This window comes from Pseudomonas azerbaijanoccidentalis (assembly GCF_019145495.1).
Taxonomy (GTDB): Bacteria; Pseudomonadota; Gammaproteobacteria; order Pseudomonadales; family Pseudomonadaceae; genus Aquipseudomonas; species Aquipseudomonas azerbaijanoccidentalis.
On the sequence record NZ_JAHSTU010000005.1, the window covers coordinates 70,602 to 87,780 of the forward strand.

General features: G+C 61.2%; 17 protein-coding genes. 9 read left to right on the top strand and 8 right to left on the bottom strand.

Annotated features, from left to right (window positions below):
* Positions 1–45: 45 nt before the first annotated feature.
* Together ppk2 and KVG88_RS17930 are read right to left on the bottom strand one after the other, a co-directional pair.
* Positions 46–864 carry a polyphosphate kinase 2 gene (gene ppk2 / locus KVG88_RS17925; protein ID WP_150700766.1) on the bottom strand — a complete coding sequence of 273 codons (819 nt, stop codon included), beginning with the start codon at positions 862–864 and terminating at the stop codon, positions 46–48.
* 117 nt (positions 865–981) lie between these two features.
* Complete coding sequence (locus KVG88_RS17930) at positions 982–1,755, bottom strand: AraC family transcriptional regulator (protein WP_217872200.1); 774 nt, start codon at positions 1,753–1,755, stop codon at positions 982–984.
* Positions 1,756–2,014: 259 nt separating this feature from the next.
* Here KVG88_RS17930 and KVG88_RS17935 point away from each other — a divergent pair, with 259 nt between their 5' ends.
* From KVG88_RS17935 to KVG88_RS17955, 5 genes are all read left to right on the top strand, one after another.
* Complete coding sequence (locus tag KVG88_RS17935; protein WP_217872201.1) at positions 2,015–3,661, top strand: APC family permease; 1,647 nt, start codon at positions 2,015–2,017, stop codon at positions 3,659–3,661.
* A gap of 44 nt (positions 3,662–3,705) precedes the next feature.
* The gene (locus KVG88_RS17940; RefSeq protein WP_217872203.1) at positions 3,706–4,632 is read left to right on the top strand and encodes a 4-hydroxyproline epimerase; all 927 of its coding nucleotides are present in this window, start codon (positions 3,706–3,708) and stop codon (positions 4,630–4,632) included.
* 55 nt (positions 4,633–4,687) lie between these two features.
* Entirely contained in the window at positions 4,688–5,635 is a 948-nt protein-coding gene (locus tag KVG88_RS17945; protein ID WP_217872205.1) for a dihydrodipicolinate synthase family protein, read from the top strand.
* Between the two features lie 73 nt (positions 5,636–5,708).
* Positions 5,709–7,286, top strand: a complete 1,578-nt coding sequence (locus tag KVG88_RS17950; RefSeq protein ID WP_217872206.1) for an aldehyde dehydrogenase (NADP(+)) — start codon at positions 5,709–5,711, stop codon at positions 7,284–7,286.
* A 3-nt stretch (positions 7,287–7,289) separates the two neighbouring features.
* Positions 7,290–8,567, top strand: coding sequence for an FAD-dependent oxidoreductase (locus KVG88_RS17955; protein ID WP_217872207.1), 1,278 nt, complete (start codon positions 7,290–7,292; stop codon positions 8,565–8,567).
* A 60-nt stretch (positions 8,568–8,627) separates the two neighbouring features.
* Here KVG88_RS17955 and KVG88_RS17960 read toward each other — a convergent pair whose 3' ends face one another.
* Positions 8,628–9,251, bottom strand: a complete 624-nt coding sequence (locus KVG88_RS17960) for an NIPSNAP family protein (RefSeq protein WP_217872208.1) — start codon at positions 9,249–9,251, stop codon at positions 8,628–8,630.
* Between the two features lie 266 nt (positions 9,252–9,517).
* Here KVG88_RS17960 and KVG88_RS17965 point away from each other — a divergent pair, with 266 nt between their 5' ends.
* Positions 9,518–9,961 (top strand): hypothetical protein, encoded by a 444-nt coding sequence (locus KVG88_RS17965; RefSeq protein WP_224792326.1) that lies wholly within the window; start codon positions 9,518–9,520, stop codon positions 9,959–9,961.
* An 89-nt stretch (positions 9,962–10,050) separates the two neighbouring features.
* Entirely contained in the window at positions 10,051–10,317 is a 267-nt protein-coding gene (locus tag KVG88_RS17970; protein WP_150700774.1) for a hypothetical protein, read from the top strand.
* Between the two features lie 196 nt (positions 10,318–10,513).
* On the opposite strand, the gene KVG88_RS17975 is transcribed toward KVG88_RS17970, so the two are convergent.
* The 5 genes from KVG88_RS17975 to KVG88_RS17995 form a co-directional block, all read right to left on the bottom strand.
* Positions 10,514–11,488 (bottom strand): 5-oxoprolinase subunit C family protein, encoded by a 975-nt coding sequence (locus tag KVG88_RS17975; protein ID WP_150700775.1) that lies wholly within the window; start codon positions 11,486–11,488, stop codon positions 10,514–10,516.
* Positions 11,485–12,357 (bottom strand): 5-oxoprolinase subunit B family protein, encoded by an 873-nt coding sequence (locus tag KVG88_RS17980; RefSeq protein ID WP_217872209.1) that lies wholly within the window; start codon positions 12,355–12,357, stop codon positions 11,485–11,487. The genes KVG88_RS17975 and KVG88_RS17980 overlap by 4 nt, the downstream gene beginning before the upstream one ends.
* Positions 12,354–13,727, bottom strand: coding sequence for an acetyl-CoA carboxylase biotin carboxylase subunit (locus KVG88_RS17985; RefSeq protein WP_217872210.1), 1,374 nt, complete (start codon positions 13,725–13,727; stop codon positions 12,354–12,356). The genes KVG88_RS17980 and KVG88_RS17985 overlap by 4 nt, the downstream gene beginning before the upstream one ends.
* Before the next feature lie 10 nt (positions 13,728–13,737).
* Positions 13,738–13,983, bottom strand: a complete 246-nt coding sequence (locus KVG88_RS17990; RefSeq protein WP_217872211.1) for an acetyl-CoA carboxylase — start codon at positions 13,981–13,983, stop codon at positions 13,738–13,740.
* Positions 13,984–14,076: 93 nt separating this feature from the next.
* Positions 14,077–14,835 carry a 5-oxoprolinase subunit PxpA gene (locus tag KVG88_RS17995; protein WP_217872212.1) on the bottom strand — a complete coding sequence of 253 codons (759 nt, stop codon included), beginning with the start codon at positions 14,833–14,835 and terminating at the stop codon, positions 14,077–14,079.
* 125 nt (positions 14,836–14,960) lie between these two features.
* Between KVG88_RS17995 and KVG88_RS18000 the strand changes: the two genes are divergently transcribed.
* Together KVG88_RS18000 and psrA are read left to right on the top strand one after the other, a co-directional pair.
* Positions 14,961–15,878 (top strand): LysR family transcriptional regulator, encoded by a 918-nt coding sequence (locus KVG88_RS18000; RefSeq protein WP_217872213.1) that lies wholly within the window; start codon positions 14,961–14,963, stop codon positions 15,876–15,878.
* Positions 15,879–16,023: 145 nt separating this feature from the next.
* The gene (psrA, locus tag KVG88_RS18005; protein WP_217872215.1) at positions 16,024–17,115 is read left to right on the top strand and encodes an iron-containing alcohol dehydrogenase PsrA; all 1,092 of its coding nucleotides are present in this window, start codon (positions 16,024–16,026) and stop codon (positions 17,113–17,115) included.
* The last annotated feature ends 64 nt before the right edge of the window (positions 17,116–17,179 follow it).

The window sequence follows — 17,179 nt, forward strand, 5'->3', positions numbered from 1 at the left end:
ACAGTGGCCCTTCCGTATAAGACGCTGGTTCGCTGACGATTCCGATCAGAATTTCTCGGGGATTTTCTTCAGCGGGTAATCCGGCTCGCGATAACCACCGGGCTTCTGGCGCTTGGGCAACACCACCTTGTCGCGCGGCACGTCTTTGTAGGGAATGCGACTGAGCAAATCGCTGATGATGTTGAGCCGCGCCCGGCGCTTGTCGTTGGAATTGGCCACCAGCCACGGCGCGTGATCGGTGTCGGTCGCTTCGAACATGTCGTCACGTGCCCGGGAGTAGTCATACCAGCGGCTATAGGACTTGAGGTCCATGGGCGTCAGTTTCCAGATTTTCCGCCCGTCCTTGATCCGCGCTTGCAGTCGCCGGGTCTGTTCTTCAGGGCTGACTTCCAGCCAATACTTCACCAGGATCACGCCGGAGTCGACGATTGCGCGCTCCACATGCGGGACAGACTTGAGGAACGTGTCCACCTGTTCCTGGGTGCAGAAGTTCATCACGCGCTCGACGCCTGCGCGGTTGTACCAACTGCGGTCGAAGATCACCACTTCGCCCGCCGCCGGCAGGTGTGGCAGGTAGCGCTGGACATACATCTGGCTTTTTTCACGCTCGGTCGGTGCCGGCAACGCCACGACCCGAAAGACCCGTGGGCTGACCCGCTCGGTGAGTGCCTTGATGGTCCCGCCCTTGCCCGCGCCGTCGCGCCCCTCGAAAACAATGCAGATCTTGATGCCGTTGGTTTTCACCCATTCCTGCAACTTGACCAGCTCGACGTGCAATCGGCGCAGCTGTTCCAGATAGTCCTTGTTCTTCAGCTTCGGGTCTTCAACGGAACCCTTAGCGGCGTTTTTCTTACCCTTTGCCATGACCAAGACCTCGCAAATGCCCGTGCCTGGAGACTCGACGCTGTGACTGACCGCGTGAGTCTAGTCCATGGTCAATCACTCGACATGGCGGGTCCGGGGAGAAATGTCGGGCTGGTTTCAGCCTCCCGTCGCCTGCCGATACTGGCGCGGGGTAAACCCGGTCGACGCCTTGAACTGGCGGGTAAAGGCGCTGTGGTCCGTGTAGCCGCACTGCAAGGCAACCTCGGTGATTGGCATCTCGGTGTGCAGCAATCGATGGGCATGCTCCAGGCGCACTTTCTGGATCATCTGCCGGGGCGTCAGGTGGAACACACGCTTGCAGTACCTTTCCAGTTGCGCCACCGAAATGCCGGCGATGCGTGTCAGTTCGCCAAGGCTGACGCGACGATGAAAATGCGTGCGGATGTGCTCGTCCACCGCCGCCAGGCGCTGGTACGCCGGATGGGTGTCACTGGCCGATTGCAGGTCGACCGAAATGCCCACCAGGCCAATGATTTCTCCCTTGCGGTTGTACAGCGGCCGTTTGTGCGTGAGGCACCAACCGGGCTCGCGGCTCCCGTACAGGTGCAGCTCCAGTTGATCTTCCAGGACAAAGCCCTGCTCCAGCACCCGTCGATCCTGCTCGGTATAGCCAGGCCCCAGTTGTTCGGGAAAAACCTCGGCGCTGGTTCTGCCCAACAGCGGTTGCAACTGCTTGAGACCGCAGCGCTGGACCAGCGTGTGATTGGCCATGACATAGCGCGCCTGAACATCCTTGATGAAGATCGCGGCATTGGGAATTACGTCCAGCATCGGTAGTAGCAACGCGACGCCTGCGAGCAATTGCTCCATGGTTTCAGGACGATGCTGCTCGTTCCCCTGGCACAGGATCGCAAAGGCGTTCTGCGTCATGAGTCTCACTCTCCCACGGTGCGGATCGGCGAAAGCCCAGCAGCTTGCATCAAGGCCGGGACGCTGTCGAGACGAGATCCTGACTTCAAAGCGGCAATCCAGATTGTGCTGATTTCGTCATCGCGGCCCACACAAACCATCAATCGCAGCAGCCACGGCGAGTGCAATCTATCGCCATTGCTGCCTTCGGCGACACCGACGACAGCGTTATCAGTGACATCACACCTGCCTATCCAATAACCCACAAGAAGGCGACGCTATGTCAGGCAAAGGCAAGTTCAAAAAACAACTTTCGTTGATAGACCTTACGTTTATCGGACTGGGGGCCATCTTCGGTTCCGGTTGGCTGTTTGCGGCCAGCCACGTTTCCGCAATTGCGGGGCCGGCGGGGATTTTTTCCTGGCTGCTGGGCGGCTTCGCCGTGTTGCTGCTGGGCATCGTTTACTGTGAATTGGGCGCGGCGTTGCCCCGTGCCGGTGGCGTGGTTCGCTACCCGGTTTACTCCCACGGCCCTTTGCTCGGCTACTTGATGGGTTTCATCACCCTGATCGCCTTCTCCAGCCTGGTGGCGATTGAAGTGGTCGCCGCGCGCCAATACGCCGCCGCGTGGTTTCCCTCATTGACCCGGGCCGGTTCCAGCAATCCAACAGCGCTTGGCTGGCTGCTTCAATTCGGCCTGCTGTGCCTGTTCTTCATGCTCAATTACTACAGCGTGAAAACGTTCGCCAAGGCCAACAACCTGATCAGCATGTTCAAGTTCATCGTGCCGTTGCTGGTGATCGGCGTGCTGTTCACCTTTTTCAAACCGGAGAACTTCCAGTCCCAGGGTTTCATGCCGTTCGGCCTGTCCGGTGTCGAGATGGCGGTGTCTGCCGGCGGCATTATCTTCGCTTATCTGGGGCTGACGCCGATCATCTCGGTGGCCAGCGAAGTGAAGAACCCGCAACGCACCATTCCGATTGCGCTGATCCTTTCGGTGCTGCTCTCGACTGCAATTTATGTGCTGCTGCAAGTGGCATTCCTCGGTGGCGTCCCCACTGAGATGCTCGCCAACGGCTGGGCCGGCGTCACCAAGGAACTGGCATTGCCTTACCGCGACATCGCCCTGGCGCTGGGTGTGGGTTGGCTGGCGTACCTGGTCGTCGCTGACGCGGTGATCTCCCCAAGCGGTTGCGGCAACATCTACATGAACGCCACGCCCCGCGTGATCTATGGCTGGGCGCAAACCGGCACGTTCTTCAAAGTCTTCACGCGCATTGACGAAAAGTCCGGTATCCCGCGTCCGGCGCTGTGGCTGACCTTCGCGCTGTCAGTGTTCTGGACCCTGCCCTTCCCGTCCTGGGAAGCCCTGATCAACGTGGTGTCCGCCGCGCTGGTGTTGAGCTACGCCGTGGCACCAGTCTCCGTTGCCGCACTGCGCCGCAACGCGCCGGACATGCCACGCCCGTTCCGGGTCAAGCACATGGGTATCCTCGGCCCGGTCTCGTTCATCATCGCCGCGCTGATCGTCTACTGGTCTGGCTGGAACACCGTGTCCTGGCTGCTCGGCCTGCAAATCCTGATGTTCGTGATCTACCTGCTGTGCGGTCGCTTCGTGCCGACCCAACACCTGAGCCTGGCCCAACAGGTGCGTTCTTCGGCATGGCTGATCGGCTTCTACGCCGTGACCATCGTGCTCTCCTGGCTCGGCAGCTTCGGCGGCATGGGCGTCCTCACCCATCCGTTCGACACCCTGGTCGTGGCGGCCTGTGCTTTGGGCATTTACTACTGGGGCGCGGCCACCGGGGTACCGGCGCATCTGGTTCGCCTGGAAGAAGAGGATGCTGAAAGCGAAGCCGATCCTGTTCACACCAGCACGACCAAGGGCCAACGCCCTATCGGTGTATCCGCCCAGACCTCTCGCTGAAATTCAGGCCAACCCGCCTGCAGGTTCCTCAAAAGGAAAGGTTTATGAAAAAAGTACATGTCATTGATTCCCACACCGGCGGCGAGCCGACTCGCCTGGTGATGTCGGGCCTGCCCCCGTTGTCCGGCCAGACCATGGTCGAGAAGCGCGATGCCCTGCGCGACCAGCATGACCAATGGCGTCGCGCGTGCCTGCTGGAGCCCCGGGGCAACGACGTGCTGGTCGGCGCGTTGTACTGCGAACCGGTATCGTCGGACGCCACCTGCGGGGTGATTTTCTTCAACAACACGGGCTACCTCGGCATGTGCGGTCACGGCACCATCGGCCTGGTGAATTCTTTGCATTACCTGGGGCATATCCAGCCCGGTGAGCACAAGATCGACACGCCGGTCGGCCCGGTCAGCGCCACGCTGCATGAAGACGGCAACGTCACGCTGCGCAATGTGCCCGCTTACCGCTATCGCCAACAGGTGCCGGTCGAAGTGCCTGGCCACGGCCGTGTGTATGGCGACATTGCCTGGGGTGGCAACTGGTTTTTCCTGGTGTCCGACCACGGCAAGACGTTGCAGATGGACAACGTCGAAGCCCTGACTGAATACACCTGGGCGATGCTCAAGGCACTCGAAACCCAAGGCATTCACGGCGCAGACGGCGCGCTCATCGACCATGTCGAGCTGTTCGCCGAAGACGCTGAGGCCGACAGCCGCAACTTCGTCATGTGCCCCGGCAAAGCCTACGACCGCTCGCCCTGCGGCACCGGCACCAGCGCCAAATTAGCCTGCCTGGCGGCTGACGAAAAACTCGCCGCCGGTGAGCGTTGGGTCCAGTCCAGCATCACCGGCAGCCAGTTTGTCGGCAGCTACGAATGGGAAGGCGAACGCATCCGCCCTTCCATCACTGGCCGCGCCTACATGACCGCCGACGCCACGCTGCTGATCGACGAAAAGGATCCCTTTGCGTGGGGCATTTGAGCCCCTCGCCTTTTCCTTCAACACCTCTGAATGAACGCTTCAAGGAGTTACAACAATGAGCGACAACATCTTCACTGGCTGCATTCCTGCGCTGATGACCCCGTGCACCGCTGACCGCAAACCGGATTTCGACGCACTGGTGGCCAAGGGTCGCGAGCTGATCGACATTGGCATGAGCGCCGTCGTGTATTGCGGTTCCATGGGTGACTGGCCGTTGCTGACCGAAGCCGAACGCCAGGAAGGCGTGGCGCGTCTGGTGGCCGCCGGTGTTCCAACCATCGTCGGCACCGGTGCGGTCAACAGCCGTGAAGCCGTATCTCACGCGGCACATGCTGCAAAAGTCGGCGCCCATGGCCTGATGGTGATTCCTCGGGTGCTGTCCCGTGGCGCGTCGGCGACGGCGCAGAAGGCTCACTTCGCCGCGATCCTCAAGGCTGCGCCGAGTCTGCCGGCAGTGATCTACAACAGCCCCTACTACGGCTTCGCCACCCGTGCAGACCTGTTCTTTGAATTGCGCCGCGAGTACCCGAACCTGATCGGCTTCAAGGAATTCGGCGGTGCCGCCGACCTGCGCTACGCCGCTGAGCACATCACCTCCCAGGATGACGACGTGACCTTGATGGTCGGTGTCGACACCCAAGTGGTGCATGGCTTCGTCAATTGCAACGCCACCGGCGCCATCACCGGCATCGGCAACGCCTTGCCGCGCGAAGTGCTGCAATTGGTGGCCCTGAGCAAGCAAGCCGCCAAAGGGGACGCCAAGGCTCGCCGTCAGGCACGGGAATTGGAAGCGGCGCTGGCGGTGCTGTCGTCCTTCGACGAGGGCTGCGACCTGGTGTTGTATTACAAACACCTGATGGTGCTCAACGGCGACAAGGAGTACGCCCTGCACTTCAACGAAACCGATGTGCTCAGCGATGCCCAGCGTCGTTACGCCGAGAACCAGTACGCGTTGTTCCGCCAGTGGTACGAGCACTGGTCGGCCGAACAGAACGTCGCCTGACGCTCTGTACAGCGGCGCGCCAGTTCGCGCCGCTTTTGTTTTTGTCCTCATTTGTTTTTTTCAGGAAATGACCATGACTCTGACAGGCAACATGCTGATCGGTCAGCAAGCCATCACCGGCCACCGCGAAGCGATTCGGGCGATCAATCCAGCCACTGACCTGCCGCTGGAGCCGGCCTACCTCGGCGGCAGCGGCGAGCATGTCGAGCAGGCGTGCACGCTGGCATGGACGGCCTTCGACCGTTATCGCGAAACCTCACTGGCGACACGCGCCGACTTCCTCGAAACCATCGCCATTGAAATCGAAGCCCTGGGCGATGAGTTGATCGATCGGGCCGTGGCCGAAACAGGCCTGCCGCGTGCGCGCATCCAAGGCGAACGTGGCCGCACCTGCCAGCAGCTGCGCACCTTCGCCCGCACCGTGCGCGCCGGTGAATGGCTGGACGTACGGGTCGATTCGGCATTGCCGGAACGCCAGCCGCTGCCCCGCGCGGATCTGCGTCAGCGCCAGGTAGCGCTGGGGCCGGTGGCAGTGTTTGGCGCGAGCAATTTTCCGCTGGCATTCTCCGTTGCCGGGGGTGACACCGCCTCGGCGTTGGCCGCCGGTTGCCCGGTGGTGGTCAAGGCCCATAGCGCACACCCCGGCACCAGCGAACTGGTGGGCCAGGCCGTGGCGCGCGCGGTGAAAAAGTCGGCGCTGCCGGAGGGCGTGTTCTCGTTACTGTTCGGCTCCGGCCGCGAAGTGGGCATCGCGCTGGTCAGCGACCCGCGGATCAAAGCCGTGGGTTTCACCGGCTCGCGCAGCGGCGGGATGGCCTTGATCAAAGCCGCCCAATCGCGCCCCGAACCGATTCCGGTGTACGCGGAAATGAGCTCGATCAATCCGGTGCTGCTGTTTCCCGCAGCGCTTGCGTCGCGTGGCGAAGCGCTGGCGCAAGGCTTCGTCGCCTCGCTGACCCAGGGCGCCGGTCAGTTCTGTACCAACCCCGGCCTGGTGATTGCCCATCAAGGCCCGGCCCTGGACGCTTTCATCAAGGCAACCGCAGCACTCGTGCAGCGCAGCCCGGCACAAACCATGCTGACACCCGGCATCTTCAGTGCCTATGAAAACGGCGTCGGCTCGCTGGTTGAACATCCCCACGCTCAAACCCTGGCCGTCGGCTTGCAAGGCGAAACGCCGAACCAGTGCCAAGCGCACCTGTTCGTCACCCAGGCCGGGGATTTTCTGACGAACGCCGCGTTGCAGGCCGAAATGTTCGGTGCGGCTTCGCTGATTGTGCAATGTGCCAGCGACGACGAAATCCGCAAGGTCACCGAGCACCTGGAAGGTCAATTGACCGCCACCCTGCACCTGGATGACGCCGACATGCCGAGCGCCCGGGCCTTGTTGCCGGTGCTTGAGCGCAAGTCCGGGCGCCTGTTGGTCAATGGCTGGCCGACCGGGGTCGAGGTGTGCGATGCCATGGTTCATGGCGGACCGTTCCCGGCGACCTCCGATGCGCGCACGACGTCCGTCGGTACGGCCGCGATCCAGCGGTTCCTGCGGCCGGTTTGCTATCAGGATTTCCCCGACAGCCTGCTACCCGCCGCCCTCCGGCACGGCAACCCTCTGCAATTGCGTCGTCTGCTCGACGGCCAGAGAGAGGCCTGAGGCATGTCCAACGAGTCCACTGCAAACAATCGCCATGACATTACCGTCATCGGCGCCGGGATCATCGGCGTTGCCTGCGCCCTGCAACTGGCTCGCCAGGGGCTGCGTGTGGTGGTCATCGACCAGCAGGAGCCGGGTCATGGCGCCTCGTTCGGCAATGCCGGGCACCTGGCGACCGAGCAGGTGTTTCCCATCGCCGACCTGTCGATCCTCAAGCGCCTGCCCGCCATGCTCATGGACCCGATGGGGCCGTTGCGCCTGGACTGGAAGTACATGCCACGCGCCCTGCCGTGGTTCGCACGGTTGCTGTTGAACCTGCGCCCGGCGCCGTTCCAGCGCACAGTGGCCGGCATTCGCGCGCTCAACGAAAGCAGCCTGGGTGCATGGCAGCGCCTGCTTCAGGTGATCACGCGCCCCGACCTGCTCAAGGAGGACGGTTCGCTGCTGGTGTTCGAACGGCCCGAGTCGCAACCGGCCATTGAGGCGCTACAGGCGCGCATGCGTCAACAACAAGTGCCGGTCGACCTCTGGCAAGCCAACGCCGTGCGCGACGCCGCGCCGCAATTGAGCGAGCACATTCAGGGAGGATTGTTCTTTGAGCGCACCGGGCATTTTCTCGACCCTTACCGGGTGGTCTGCGAATTGGTGCATGCTGCCAAGGCCAGCGGTGTGCAATTCATCAAGGGCCGCGTGGAAGGTGGACACGTGCAGGCAAACGGCGTGTCGCTGATCACCGATCAGGGACACGTCAGCAGCCGCCAGGTCTTGATCGCCTGCGGTGCCCACTCAGCCAGGCTCACCCAAGCGCTGACCGGCAAGAAAGTGCCATTGGACACCGAGCGCGGCTATCACCTGATGCTGCCCCACGAGCATGATCGGTTGCCGTTTGCCGTCACCTCGCTGGAGCGCAAGTTCATTATGACGCCCATGGCTGACGGCCTGCGGCTGGCGGGCACCGTCGAGTTCGCCGGCCTGCAAAGCCCGCCGAGCATGCAGCGCGCCTGGCAACTGCACCGCCTCAGCAAAGGGCTGTTCCGTCGCGAGCTGAACGCTGAAGCTGCCACGCCGTGGATGGGTTTTCGCCCGTCCCTGCCGGACTCCCTGCCGATCATCGACAGTGCGTGCGACGGCAAGGTCCTGCTCGCCTTCGGCCACCAGCATCTGGGCCTGACACAAGCGGCGGTCACCGCGGAAATGATTGCTCGGCTAGTCTCCCCGGCGAACATTTTCCAGAACCATGGGTTGCCGGCCATGGACGCCTACAGGCTGGATCGTTTCTAAGCCAGATCCGGTCCATGTGCGGCAGCTCGCTTGCAATCAACCGTTGAAACGGCTGCTGCCTCACTGCAACGGTGAAAACTTCGCCGGCAGGTAAATCGTCGAGCACATGTCTTGCAGTTGAGGGCCGGAGTTTTCCGGTGGCCAGACGCCGTCGGCCACGGCTTGGGTGCGCACTTGCAGGCGTTGTTCCAGAGTGGTCCACGGCCAGATGTGCAAGTAGCGCGGCAGTGAGCCGTCGGTGGCGTAGAACGCGGCATAAACCGGTGAATACTGTTCGGCGGTTCGCGCTTCGATGGCTTTGCGCCAACCGTCCAGCGTGGGTTGCAGGCCGCTGCTGATCAGGTCGTAGACCCGCAGTTCATAGAAAGGCCCGTGCTGACTGGCACTCAAAGGCTCAAGGAATGGGAACAGGGTGTAGTTTTCGATGCGCAAATCGGTAATGAACGCATTAATGCCAAAGACCTCGCCACCCAGCACAAACCGCTCGCGCTCCGCCTGCCGCAGGCTTTCGTCCGCATAACCGCGCAGCACGGCGATCTGGTTGAGTTTGCCCAGTTCCGAAGCCCAGCACCCCATCAGCGTCCCGCCAACCTCAGGCTGTGCCAACGCGAGTTCAATGCGCGCCAGGGCATCCGCGACGGTGCGGACACGCACGGTAAAAGTGATCAATTCAAAAAAACGCATAACCCACTCCGACAATTTTCAGCCATCGACGGCTTCCCATTGCGCCAGCCTATGACAGTGCCCGCGACCGCGATATTGAGGCAAATACCCCATAAGACGGCATTTGCCGCAGTACGCTAGGTAATAGCCTTAGATCAAAGCCTTCCCCAGATCTCACGAACAGGCAGCCATGAGTCCATGCTGGGTCTGCTACGCTTTTTTATCCTTGAAGGGAATCGGTCAATCAAGGCAAAAGACGGTTTGGCTTGCCGCATGCGGGGTGAAATGTGAAAAGCAAATTGCTGGGTGCCGCCCTGACCGCGTTTGTCGTGGGCGCCGGCCTCTATGGGCTCAACCGTTGGGAGCAGGTCGAAAACCAGCGCCAGGAAGCGGTGTGCAAGGCAAATCAGGACCATTTGAAAGACCTGGAAACCCAAGTACGGGCGATGACGGCCGGCTTGACCGTTGAGGCCTATGCCGAAGCGGAAAAAGCCGAAGCCGGCAAACTGGTTCGGGCGCTCGATACTGCCAGGAATGAAGCGGAGGTCAATGCGGTGATCGACGAACACTCTGCCGCCGTTCAAGCGCAGATTGTCGCCGAAGATGCCGAGGTAAAGTCCCAGGGCGATCAGCCGTTCCTGGGCCAGGAGCTGAAGAAGCAGCGCATCACCACTGACATCAAGCAGGAACTCAAACGGGCTGAAAAAGCGGTCGCCGATGCCTGTAACTGATTGCTCATTACCGCTGGTCAGCTATTCAGCACCTTCGCGCCCTGCGCTCTTCAAACGCTGTACACCCCCTTCCCTGGAAGACGCCCATCATGAACCGTAAAGCCGCCGTGCTCCTGCTGGCGAGCCTATTGTCGACCGGCTCGCTTGTTACCTTCGCCACTGAAAAAGCCACTGAAGAGGCCACCATTCCACCGAATGCGCTGCCGGGTATCCAGGCTGAATCCAAAGAGGAAAAAGCCGACAAAATAGGCGAAGAAGCAGCGGGCTCGAATTCGGGTGCTGATTCCAAAGCCGCGGAAAAAGACGCCGCCACGTCGAGCGGCTCGCCAGACGAAGTCAAGGAGCCGAAGCCGTAGCGGCATTCGTTTGAACAGGTCGGGATGCCAATCCCGACCGTGACACAGCTTGCCCGGACTGATTCGCTTGCGATAAAGCAGCCATATGCGTGAACTCCAGAACCAGTCAAAGGTTGAAGCGCGCGCAGCCGTCACCGCACCGAAGTGCGGCGATGGCGTACCGCTTGGTATTACCCGCGCGATACGGCAGGCAGAATCAGGAAGGGAACAGCTTACTCAGGCAACTGAGTTTTTTCTTATAGGAACGACGCGCTTCCAACGCCTCTTCGAGGGTAACCGCGACAAAGCGGGCCTTCTGGTTAGGTTGCATCTGACCGATGAGGTCCAGGTCAGCACTGATCACCGTGCCGATCATGGCGTAGCCGCCGCCGGACACCGCATCACGGTGCAGCACGATGGGTTCGAGCCCCGCAGGCACCTGGATCGAGCCAATCGGGTAGCAACTGTCGACAATGTTCGACGGATCGGAGCCGGCGCCGAACGGTTGTTCACGGGGCTGAAAGCTCAGCGCGCTACCGCCCTTGAAGCGATAGCCGATACGGTCGGCTTCCGAACCGACGGTCCAGGCTTCGGCGAAAAAGCTGTCGGCCGCCGACGCCGTCAAGCGCTCGTAATACAAGCCTGGCACAACGCGCAGCGTGATTTCGCCGCCCAAGGACTGACGCAAGGCCATGGGCAGACTGGCACCGGCGCGGCTTTTGCCACTGGCGACTCCGACCGGCAATTCATCACCGGCAATCAAGCGACGGCCCTGAAAACCACCCAGCGCACCCAGCGCATAGGTCGAGCGACTGCCAAGCACCAACGGCACATCAATGCCACCGGCGACAGCCAGATAGGCCCTGGCGCCGGCCTTGGGAAAATCAAAGCGCAGCACTTGCCCGGCCTTCACGGTGAACGCGGTGTCGGGGTGCATGTCCACCCCATCGACCTTGGGCGTCATGTGCGCGCCGCACACCGCCACCAAAGCGTCTTGCTGGAACTCCAGCTCAGGGCCAAGCAACGTACACTCCAATGCCGCCGCGCCCGCCGGGTTGCCGACCAATTGGTTGGCCGCGCTCAAGGCGTATTGATCGAGTGCGCCGGAAGGCGGGATACCCAAGTGGTAATAGCCTTCGCGCCCCAGGTCCTGCACCGATGTGGCGAGACCGGGTTTGAGTACCTTGATCATGCCAGCACCTCCTGCAACGACTTGGGATAGCCAACGGGGTCGGCCAAAAATGCATCCAGCGAGAACTCCACCGGACGAATCCGCAGATCAAACCGCCCGGCTTCCACCTCGGCGACGGCCTGGTCATAAGCCTCGCGATCCATAGGCTTGAACTGCACGATGTCACCTGGACGGAAAAACACCATGTGTTCCTTGAGGTACGCCAGAGTCTGTTGCGGGTCGTAGATCGGCGCCGGCGTGACGCCGAACATCTGATAACCACCGGCACCGCGCACCGAGTAAATGCAGCCGAAACAACCGCCGTGGCCCAGGGTCAGTTTCGGTGTGTCGGTGCGTGGCCGCAGGTACTTGGGCACCTGCAACTGACGCTCGCGCTCGACCATCTGAAACATGAACGGCAGGCCTGCGACAAAACCCACCATCGAGACGAACCACGGCGCACCACTGTGGGCGGCGATGAACGCCTCGACATCCGCCAGGCCGTTGATCCGTGCGGCGTATTCCAGGTCCGTGGCGCTCGGGTCCTGATGGCGGTCGCGAAAACGCATCAGGGTTTCGTGGGTCCAGGGATCGTTGTAAAGCACTGGAATCTCGATGATCCGCGTGTGCAAGGTGCGTTCGGCGACGGCTTCGGCCTCTGCACCTTTTACCGCTTCGAGCAGTGCATAAGGGGCGATGCGGTCCGGGTCAAAACGAATCTGGAACGACGCATTGGCCAGGCACACGTCCAGTACCCCGTCGAGGGCCAGGCGTTCGACCGCGCGGGTTACTGCCATGCCCTTGAAGAACGCTTCAAGGGACATGCTGTCACTGACCTCGGCAAACAAATGTTCATCGGCGCCAAAGCTGTAGCGGATTGGATTGCTCATGCTTCACCTCCGCTACGGCGCTCGGCCAGCCAGGTTTCAAGGGTGCCGGTATGGAAATCGGCGCTGTGCAGCCATGATTGTTCCAGCAATTCGCCGTGCAGCGACAATGTGCTGGCCATACCGGTCAGCGTGGTCTGCTCCACTGCCAGCCGGGCACGGGCCAACGCTTCGGCGCGGTCGCGACCGTGGACGATCAGTTTGGCCAACAACGAGTCATAGTAAGGCGGCACGCGATAGCCTTGATAGAGATGGGTGTCGACCCGCACGCCTTCGCCTTGCGGCCAAATCAACGCATCCACTACCCCTGGGCTTGGGAAGAAATCCCTGGCCGGGTCTTCTGCGTTCAAGCGCATCTGCAAGGCAGCACCATTGAGCTGGATGTCACTTTGCTTGAGACCCAACGGCTCGCCACCGGCAATGCGCAACATCGCCTGCACCAGATCGATCCCGGTGATCAGCTCGCTAACCGGATGCTCCACCTGAATTCGCGTGTTCATTTCAATGAAGAAAAATTCGCCGGTGGCGTCGTCATACAGGTATTCCAGGGTTCCGGCGCCCTTGTAGCCCAAGGACTCGGTCAAGCGAACCGCACTGGCACAGAGTGTCTCGCGCTGCTGCTGACTGAGGACTGGCGACGGCGCTTCTTCAAAGATCTTCTGCCGCCGACGCTGTAGCGAACACTCGCGCTCGAACAGGTGCACGGCATGCTGACCATCGCCCAATACCTGCACTTCAATGTGCCGGGCCTTGCTGATAAAACGCTCCAGGTACACCGCGCCATTGCCGAATGCCGCTTGGGCATCGCGCTGGGAACGAGGGAATTCTTCGCTCAGTTGCTCGGCGTTTTCCGCCAGGCGAATTCCGCGCCCTCCACCACCGGCCGAGGCTTTGATCAACAGCGGGAAGCCAACGGATTCGGCAGCCTTGAGTGCGGACGCCAGATCAAACAGCTCACCGGGCGATCCCGGCACCACCGGTACGCCGGCCTCTTGTGCGGTACGCCGCGCTTCAGCCTTATCGCCCATGCGCCGGATTGTCTCCGGGCTCGGCCCGACAAAAATTGCCCCGGCGGCAAGAACCGCCTCGGCAAAGTCGGCGTTCTCCGACAGAAAGCCGTAACCGGGGTGAACCGCATTGGCGCCCGTGGCTTGCAGGGCGCCGAGCAAGGCTTCGACGTTCAGATAACTTTTGTCGGCGCGGGCCGGGCCGAGAATGTGGACCTCGTCAGCCAGGCGCGCCGCCTGGGAGTCAACGTCAGCCTCGCTGCACGCCGCCACCGTGGGGATCCCCAATGCCTTGGCAGCATGGATGATTCGCACGGCGATTTCGCCACGGTTGGCGATCAGTAACTTATGAATACCTTGAGTCATGATCTCGCCCTCACTCATCGTCGAGCGTTGCGATGACCTGACCCGGTTCCACCGGGTCGCCGTCTTCTACCAGAAAGGCACCAAGGCGACCCGTCGTCCCGGCGGTCAGTTCGGAAAACTGCTTCATGACTTCGATCAGTCCAATCACCGTGTCGGCAGTGACGTGCGCGCCCACTTCGACGTAGTTTGCTGATTCAGGCGTGGCTTTGCGGTAGAAGGTCCCCGGCAACGGGGTAATAACGGAGTGTTCGGCCATGTCTGTTCCTCTTGGAGTAGTTGTAGAAAGGCAGGCAAAAAATAAAACGGTGCTCAGACCCCAGCGTCTCGGGTGCCGGGTGTCCAGATGTTTTCAGCGCGGTGCGCGCACGATGATTCCGGCGTCGTCGAGGGCCTTGCGCGTGGCTTCGACCAACGCCAGCGCACCCGGCGTGTCGCTGTGCAAACAGATGGAATCGAATTCGATTGCCAGGTCCTCGCCTTCGACTGTGCGCACCACGCCTTCCTGACAGGCACGCAACACCCGAGCAGCGACTTGGGCCGGGTCGTAAGCGCGGACATTGCGGGTAAACACGATCGAGCCGCTGAGGTCGTACTCGCGGTCGGCATAGAACTCGCGGATCACCGGCTGGCCGAGCTCTTTGGCCACTCGCCAGATCACCGAATCGGGCATGCAATACAGCAGCAGTTCCGGTTCCAGACGCTGGAGGTTTTCCACCAGCAGGCGAGCCGCCTCTTCATCCCGTGCCAAGTGCATGTAGAGCGCGCCGTGGGGTTTGATGTGTTGCAGCGCTACACCTTGAACCCGGGCGAGTTCACGCAAGGCGCCCAACTGATAGAGCATGTCGTCAACCAGCTCCTGGGCCGGCGCATTGATGTGCCGGCGACCGAAACCGACCAGGTCGCGAAACCCCGGATGCGCACCGATGGCCACCCCCAGACGCTTGGCGTGTTCAACCGTGCGACGCATGGTGCCGGGATCGCCGGCATGAAAACCGGTGGCGATGTTGGCTGAACTGATGAAGCCCATCAGCTCGTTGTCGACGCCATCGCCGATGGTCCATGGACCGAAGCCTTCGCCCATGTCCGAATTGAAATCTACTGCCTGCATGACGCTTGCTCCTGACGCTTGTGACTTCATGCAGGCCACGTTAAATTCCCGCTAACCCCTTGGGAAGATCTATTAACAGATAGGGTATCTTCTGAAAATCAGATACCTCATCGACAGGAGTTTTCATGTCACTGACCCTGCGTCAGGTTCGCTATTTCGTCGCGACCGCCGAGATCGGGCAGATCTCGCAAGCGGCAATTCACCTGAACATTTCCCAATCAGCGGTGACCACCGCAATCAAGGAGCTGGAAGGCATCCTCGGCACGCTACTGTTCCAGCGCTCGGCCCAAGGCATGAGCCTGACCGATGCCGGGCGGCACTTTCTGAATCGGGCCTATGTGATTTTGCGCAGCGTCGACGACGCCCTGAACAGCCCGTTGCCCGATGTGCGTGCCAGCGGCCTGCTGCGGTTGGCGGCCAGCTACACGGTGATCGGTTACTTTCTGCCGCATCACCTGCAACGCCTGGAACACTGGCACCCTGACGTGTCCATTGAAGTGCACGAGCAAGAACGTGAGGCCATTGAACAAGGCCTGCTGGAAGGCCGATTCGACATGGCGGTGGTACTCACCGCTAACCTCACCCATCCGGACATCGGCTCGGAAACGCTGTTCAATTCCGAACGCCGGTTATGGCTGCCCAGCCATCACCCGCTGTGCGAACGTTCGGCCGTCAGCCTCGCCGATGTCGCCAGAGAACCCTACATCCTGCTGACCGTCGACGAAGCCGAACAAAGCGCGATGCGCTACTGGGAACACGCACACCAACGGCCCAACGTGAGGGTGCGCACCAGTTCCGTAGAGGCCGTTCGCAGCATGGTGGCCAACGGCAGCGGCGTGGCGATTCTCTCGGACCTTGTGCACCGTCCCTGGTCGCTGGAAGGCAAACGCATCGAAACCGTGACCATCACTGACAAAGTGACGCCCATGAGCGTCGGCCTGGCCTGGCATCGCGAGCGCGAGTTCAGCCCGGCGATGCACGCGTTTCGCAATTACTTCCACGATGCCTTTCTGGCGCCACAGCAATTGTCCGCGCGGCGCTGAAAGTAATCTAAGGAATTGAAACCAGCGCAGTTGTGGCCGATGTTATCGGTCCAGCCGATTCAAACCTGCGAATTATCGATTTGTGCAGTCGATGCCGGGCCGCGAGCATGGAGTCACTTCCAACAACAAAAACAAAGGACCCGCCATGACTGCCCGATTCCACAATCCCGTCGATACCCGTTTCGGCTGGGGTAGCCTCCAGGAACTTGTGTCGATCACCGAAAACCAGACAGTCGCCCTTGTCACTTTTCCCGAAGCCCGCGCACTGGGATTGGTCGATCGCCTCCAGGCCTTGCTCGGCGATCGGCTGGTGTATGTGATCGAAGATGTCCAGCCCAATCCGGATGTGGCTCAACTGCGCGGGACTTATGAGCGCTTTTGGCAAGAGGCTGGAGACTGCCACACCGTGCTCGCAGTCGGCGGCGGCAGTGCCATCGATACAGCCAAGGCGTTGATCGTGGGCACTGAGTCGGGGCGTTTTGATGAACTGCTCGCGTTGCTGGCCACGGGCAAGCCGTTTTCCCCGGCGCGCAGCAAGTTGCTGATCGCCGCACCGACCACGGCGGGCACCGGCAGCGAAGTCACGCCTTGGGCAACGATCTGGGACTCTGCCAGCCACAAAAAGTACTCGCTGCATCTGGAATGCACCTGGCCCAAGGTGGCAATCGTCGACCCGGAGCTGATGCTGACCGTGCCTGGCAGCGTCACGATCTCGACGGGGCTGGATGCCCTGTCCCATGCGCTGGAGTCGGTCTGGAACATCAACGCCAACCCGATTTCCGACACCTTCGCCATTTCTGCCATCTCGGACATTCTGGAGTGCTTGCCATTGCTGCGCCGTGACCTGTCCAACAAGGAACTGCGTTGCCGCATGGCCTTGGCAGCCCTGAAAGCAGGGTTGGCGTTTTCCAATACGAAGACGGCACTGGCCCATTCCATTTCCTACGAAATGACTTTGCACCACGGCCTGCCCCATGGCATCGCCTGCTCGTTTACCTTGCCGCTGGTCCTGGGTCTTGCGTGGGGGCATGACGCCGCACGTGATCGCACGCTCCAGTTCATTTTCGGCAATGACCTGCACAAAGCCCAGGACCGGCTCCGCGCATTCCTGCACAGCCTCGACGTAAAGACAGAGTTCGCCGATTACGGCGTCACGGCCGCCGAGGCGCAACAAATGATTGATTTCGCGATGCAAGGTGCGCGCGGCAAAAACTTCATCGGTTCCCAAGCGGCCTAGGGCCGCCAGCCCCACGACACAGCACTGCCAGCGGCGTAACGAGCCGCGACGATTTCCTGCAGCA

Coding starts and splice junctions, on each gene's coding strand:
- ppk2 (WP_150700766.1), bottom strand. CDS start 864: ATGGCAAAGGGTAAGAAAAACGCCGCTAAGGGTTCCGTTGAAGACCCG.
- KVG88_RS17930 (WP_217872200.1), bottom strand. CDS start 1,755: ATGACGCAGAACGCCTTTGCGATCCTGTGCCAGGGGAACGAGCAGCAT.
- KVG88_RS17935 (WP_217872201.1), top strand. CDS start 2,015: ATGTCAGGCAAAGGCAAGTTCAAAAAACAACTTTCGTTGATAGACCTT.
- KVG88_RS17940 (WP_217872203.1), top strand. CDS start 3,706: ATGAAAAAAGTACATGTCATTGATTCCCACACCGGCGGCGAGCCGACT.
- KVG88_RS17945 (WP_217872205.1), top strand. CDS start 4,688: ATGAGCGACAACATCTTCACTGGCTGCATTCCTGCGCTGATGACCCCG.
- KVG88_RS17950 (WP_217872206.1), top strand. CDS start 5,709: ATGACTCTGACAGGCAACATGCTGATCGGTCAGCAAGCCATCACCGGC.
- KVG88_RS17955 (WP_217872207.1), top strand. CDS start 7,290: ATGTCCAACGAGTCCACTGCAAACAATCGCCATGACATTACCGTCATC.
- KVG88_RS17960 (WP_217872208.1), bottom strand. CDS start 9,251: ATGCGTTTTTTTGAATTGATCACTTTTACCGTGCGTGTCCGCACCGTC.
- KVG88_RS17970 (WP_150700774.1), top strand. CDS start 10,051: ATGAACCGTAAAGCCGCCGTGCTCCTGCTGGCGAGCCTATTGTCGACC.
- KVG88_RS17975 (WP_150700775.1), bottom strand. CDS start 11,488: ATGATCAAGGTACTCAAACCCGGTCTCGCCACATCGGTGCAGGACCTG.
- KVG88_RS17980 (WP_217872209.1), bottom strand. CDS start 12,357: ATGAGCAATCCAATCCGCTACAGCTTTGGCGCCGATGAACATTTGTTT.
- KVG88_RS17985 (WP_217872210.1), bottom strand. CDS start 13,727: ATGACTCAAGGTATTCATAAGTTACTGATCGCCAACCGTGGCGAAATC.
- KVG88_RS17990 (WP_217872211.1), bottom strand. CDS start 13,983: ATGGCCGAACACTCCGTTATTACCCCGTTGCCGGGGACCTTCTACCGC.
- KVG88_RS17995 (WP_217872212.1), bottom strand. CDS start 14,835: ATGCAGGCAGTAGATTTCAATTCGGACATGGGCGAAGGCTTCGGTCCA.
- KVG88_RS18000 (WP_217872213.1), top strand. CDS start 14,961: ATGTCACTGACCCTGCGTCAGGTTCGCTATTTCGTCGCGACCGCCGAG.
- psrA (WP_217872215.1), top strand. CDS start 16,024: ATGACTGCCCGATTCCACAATCCCGTCGATACCCGTTTCGGCTGGGGT.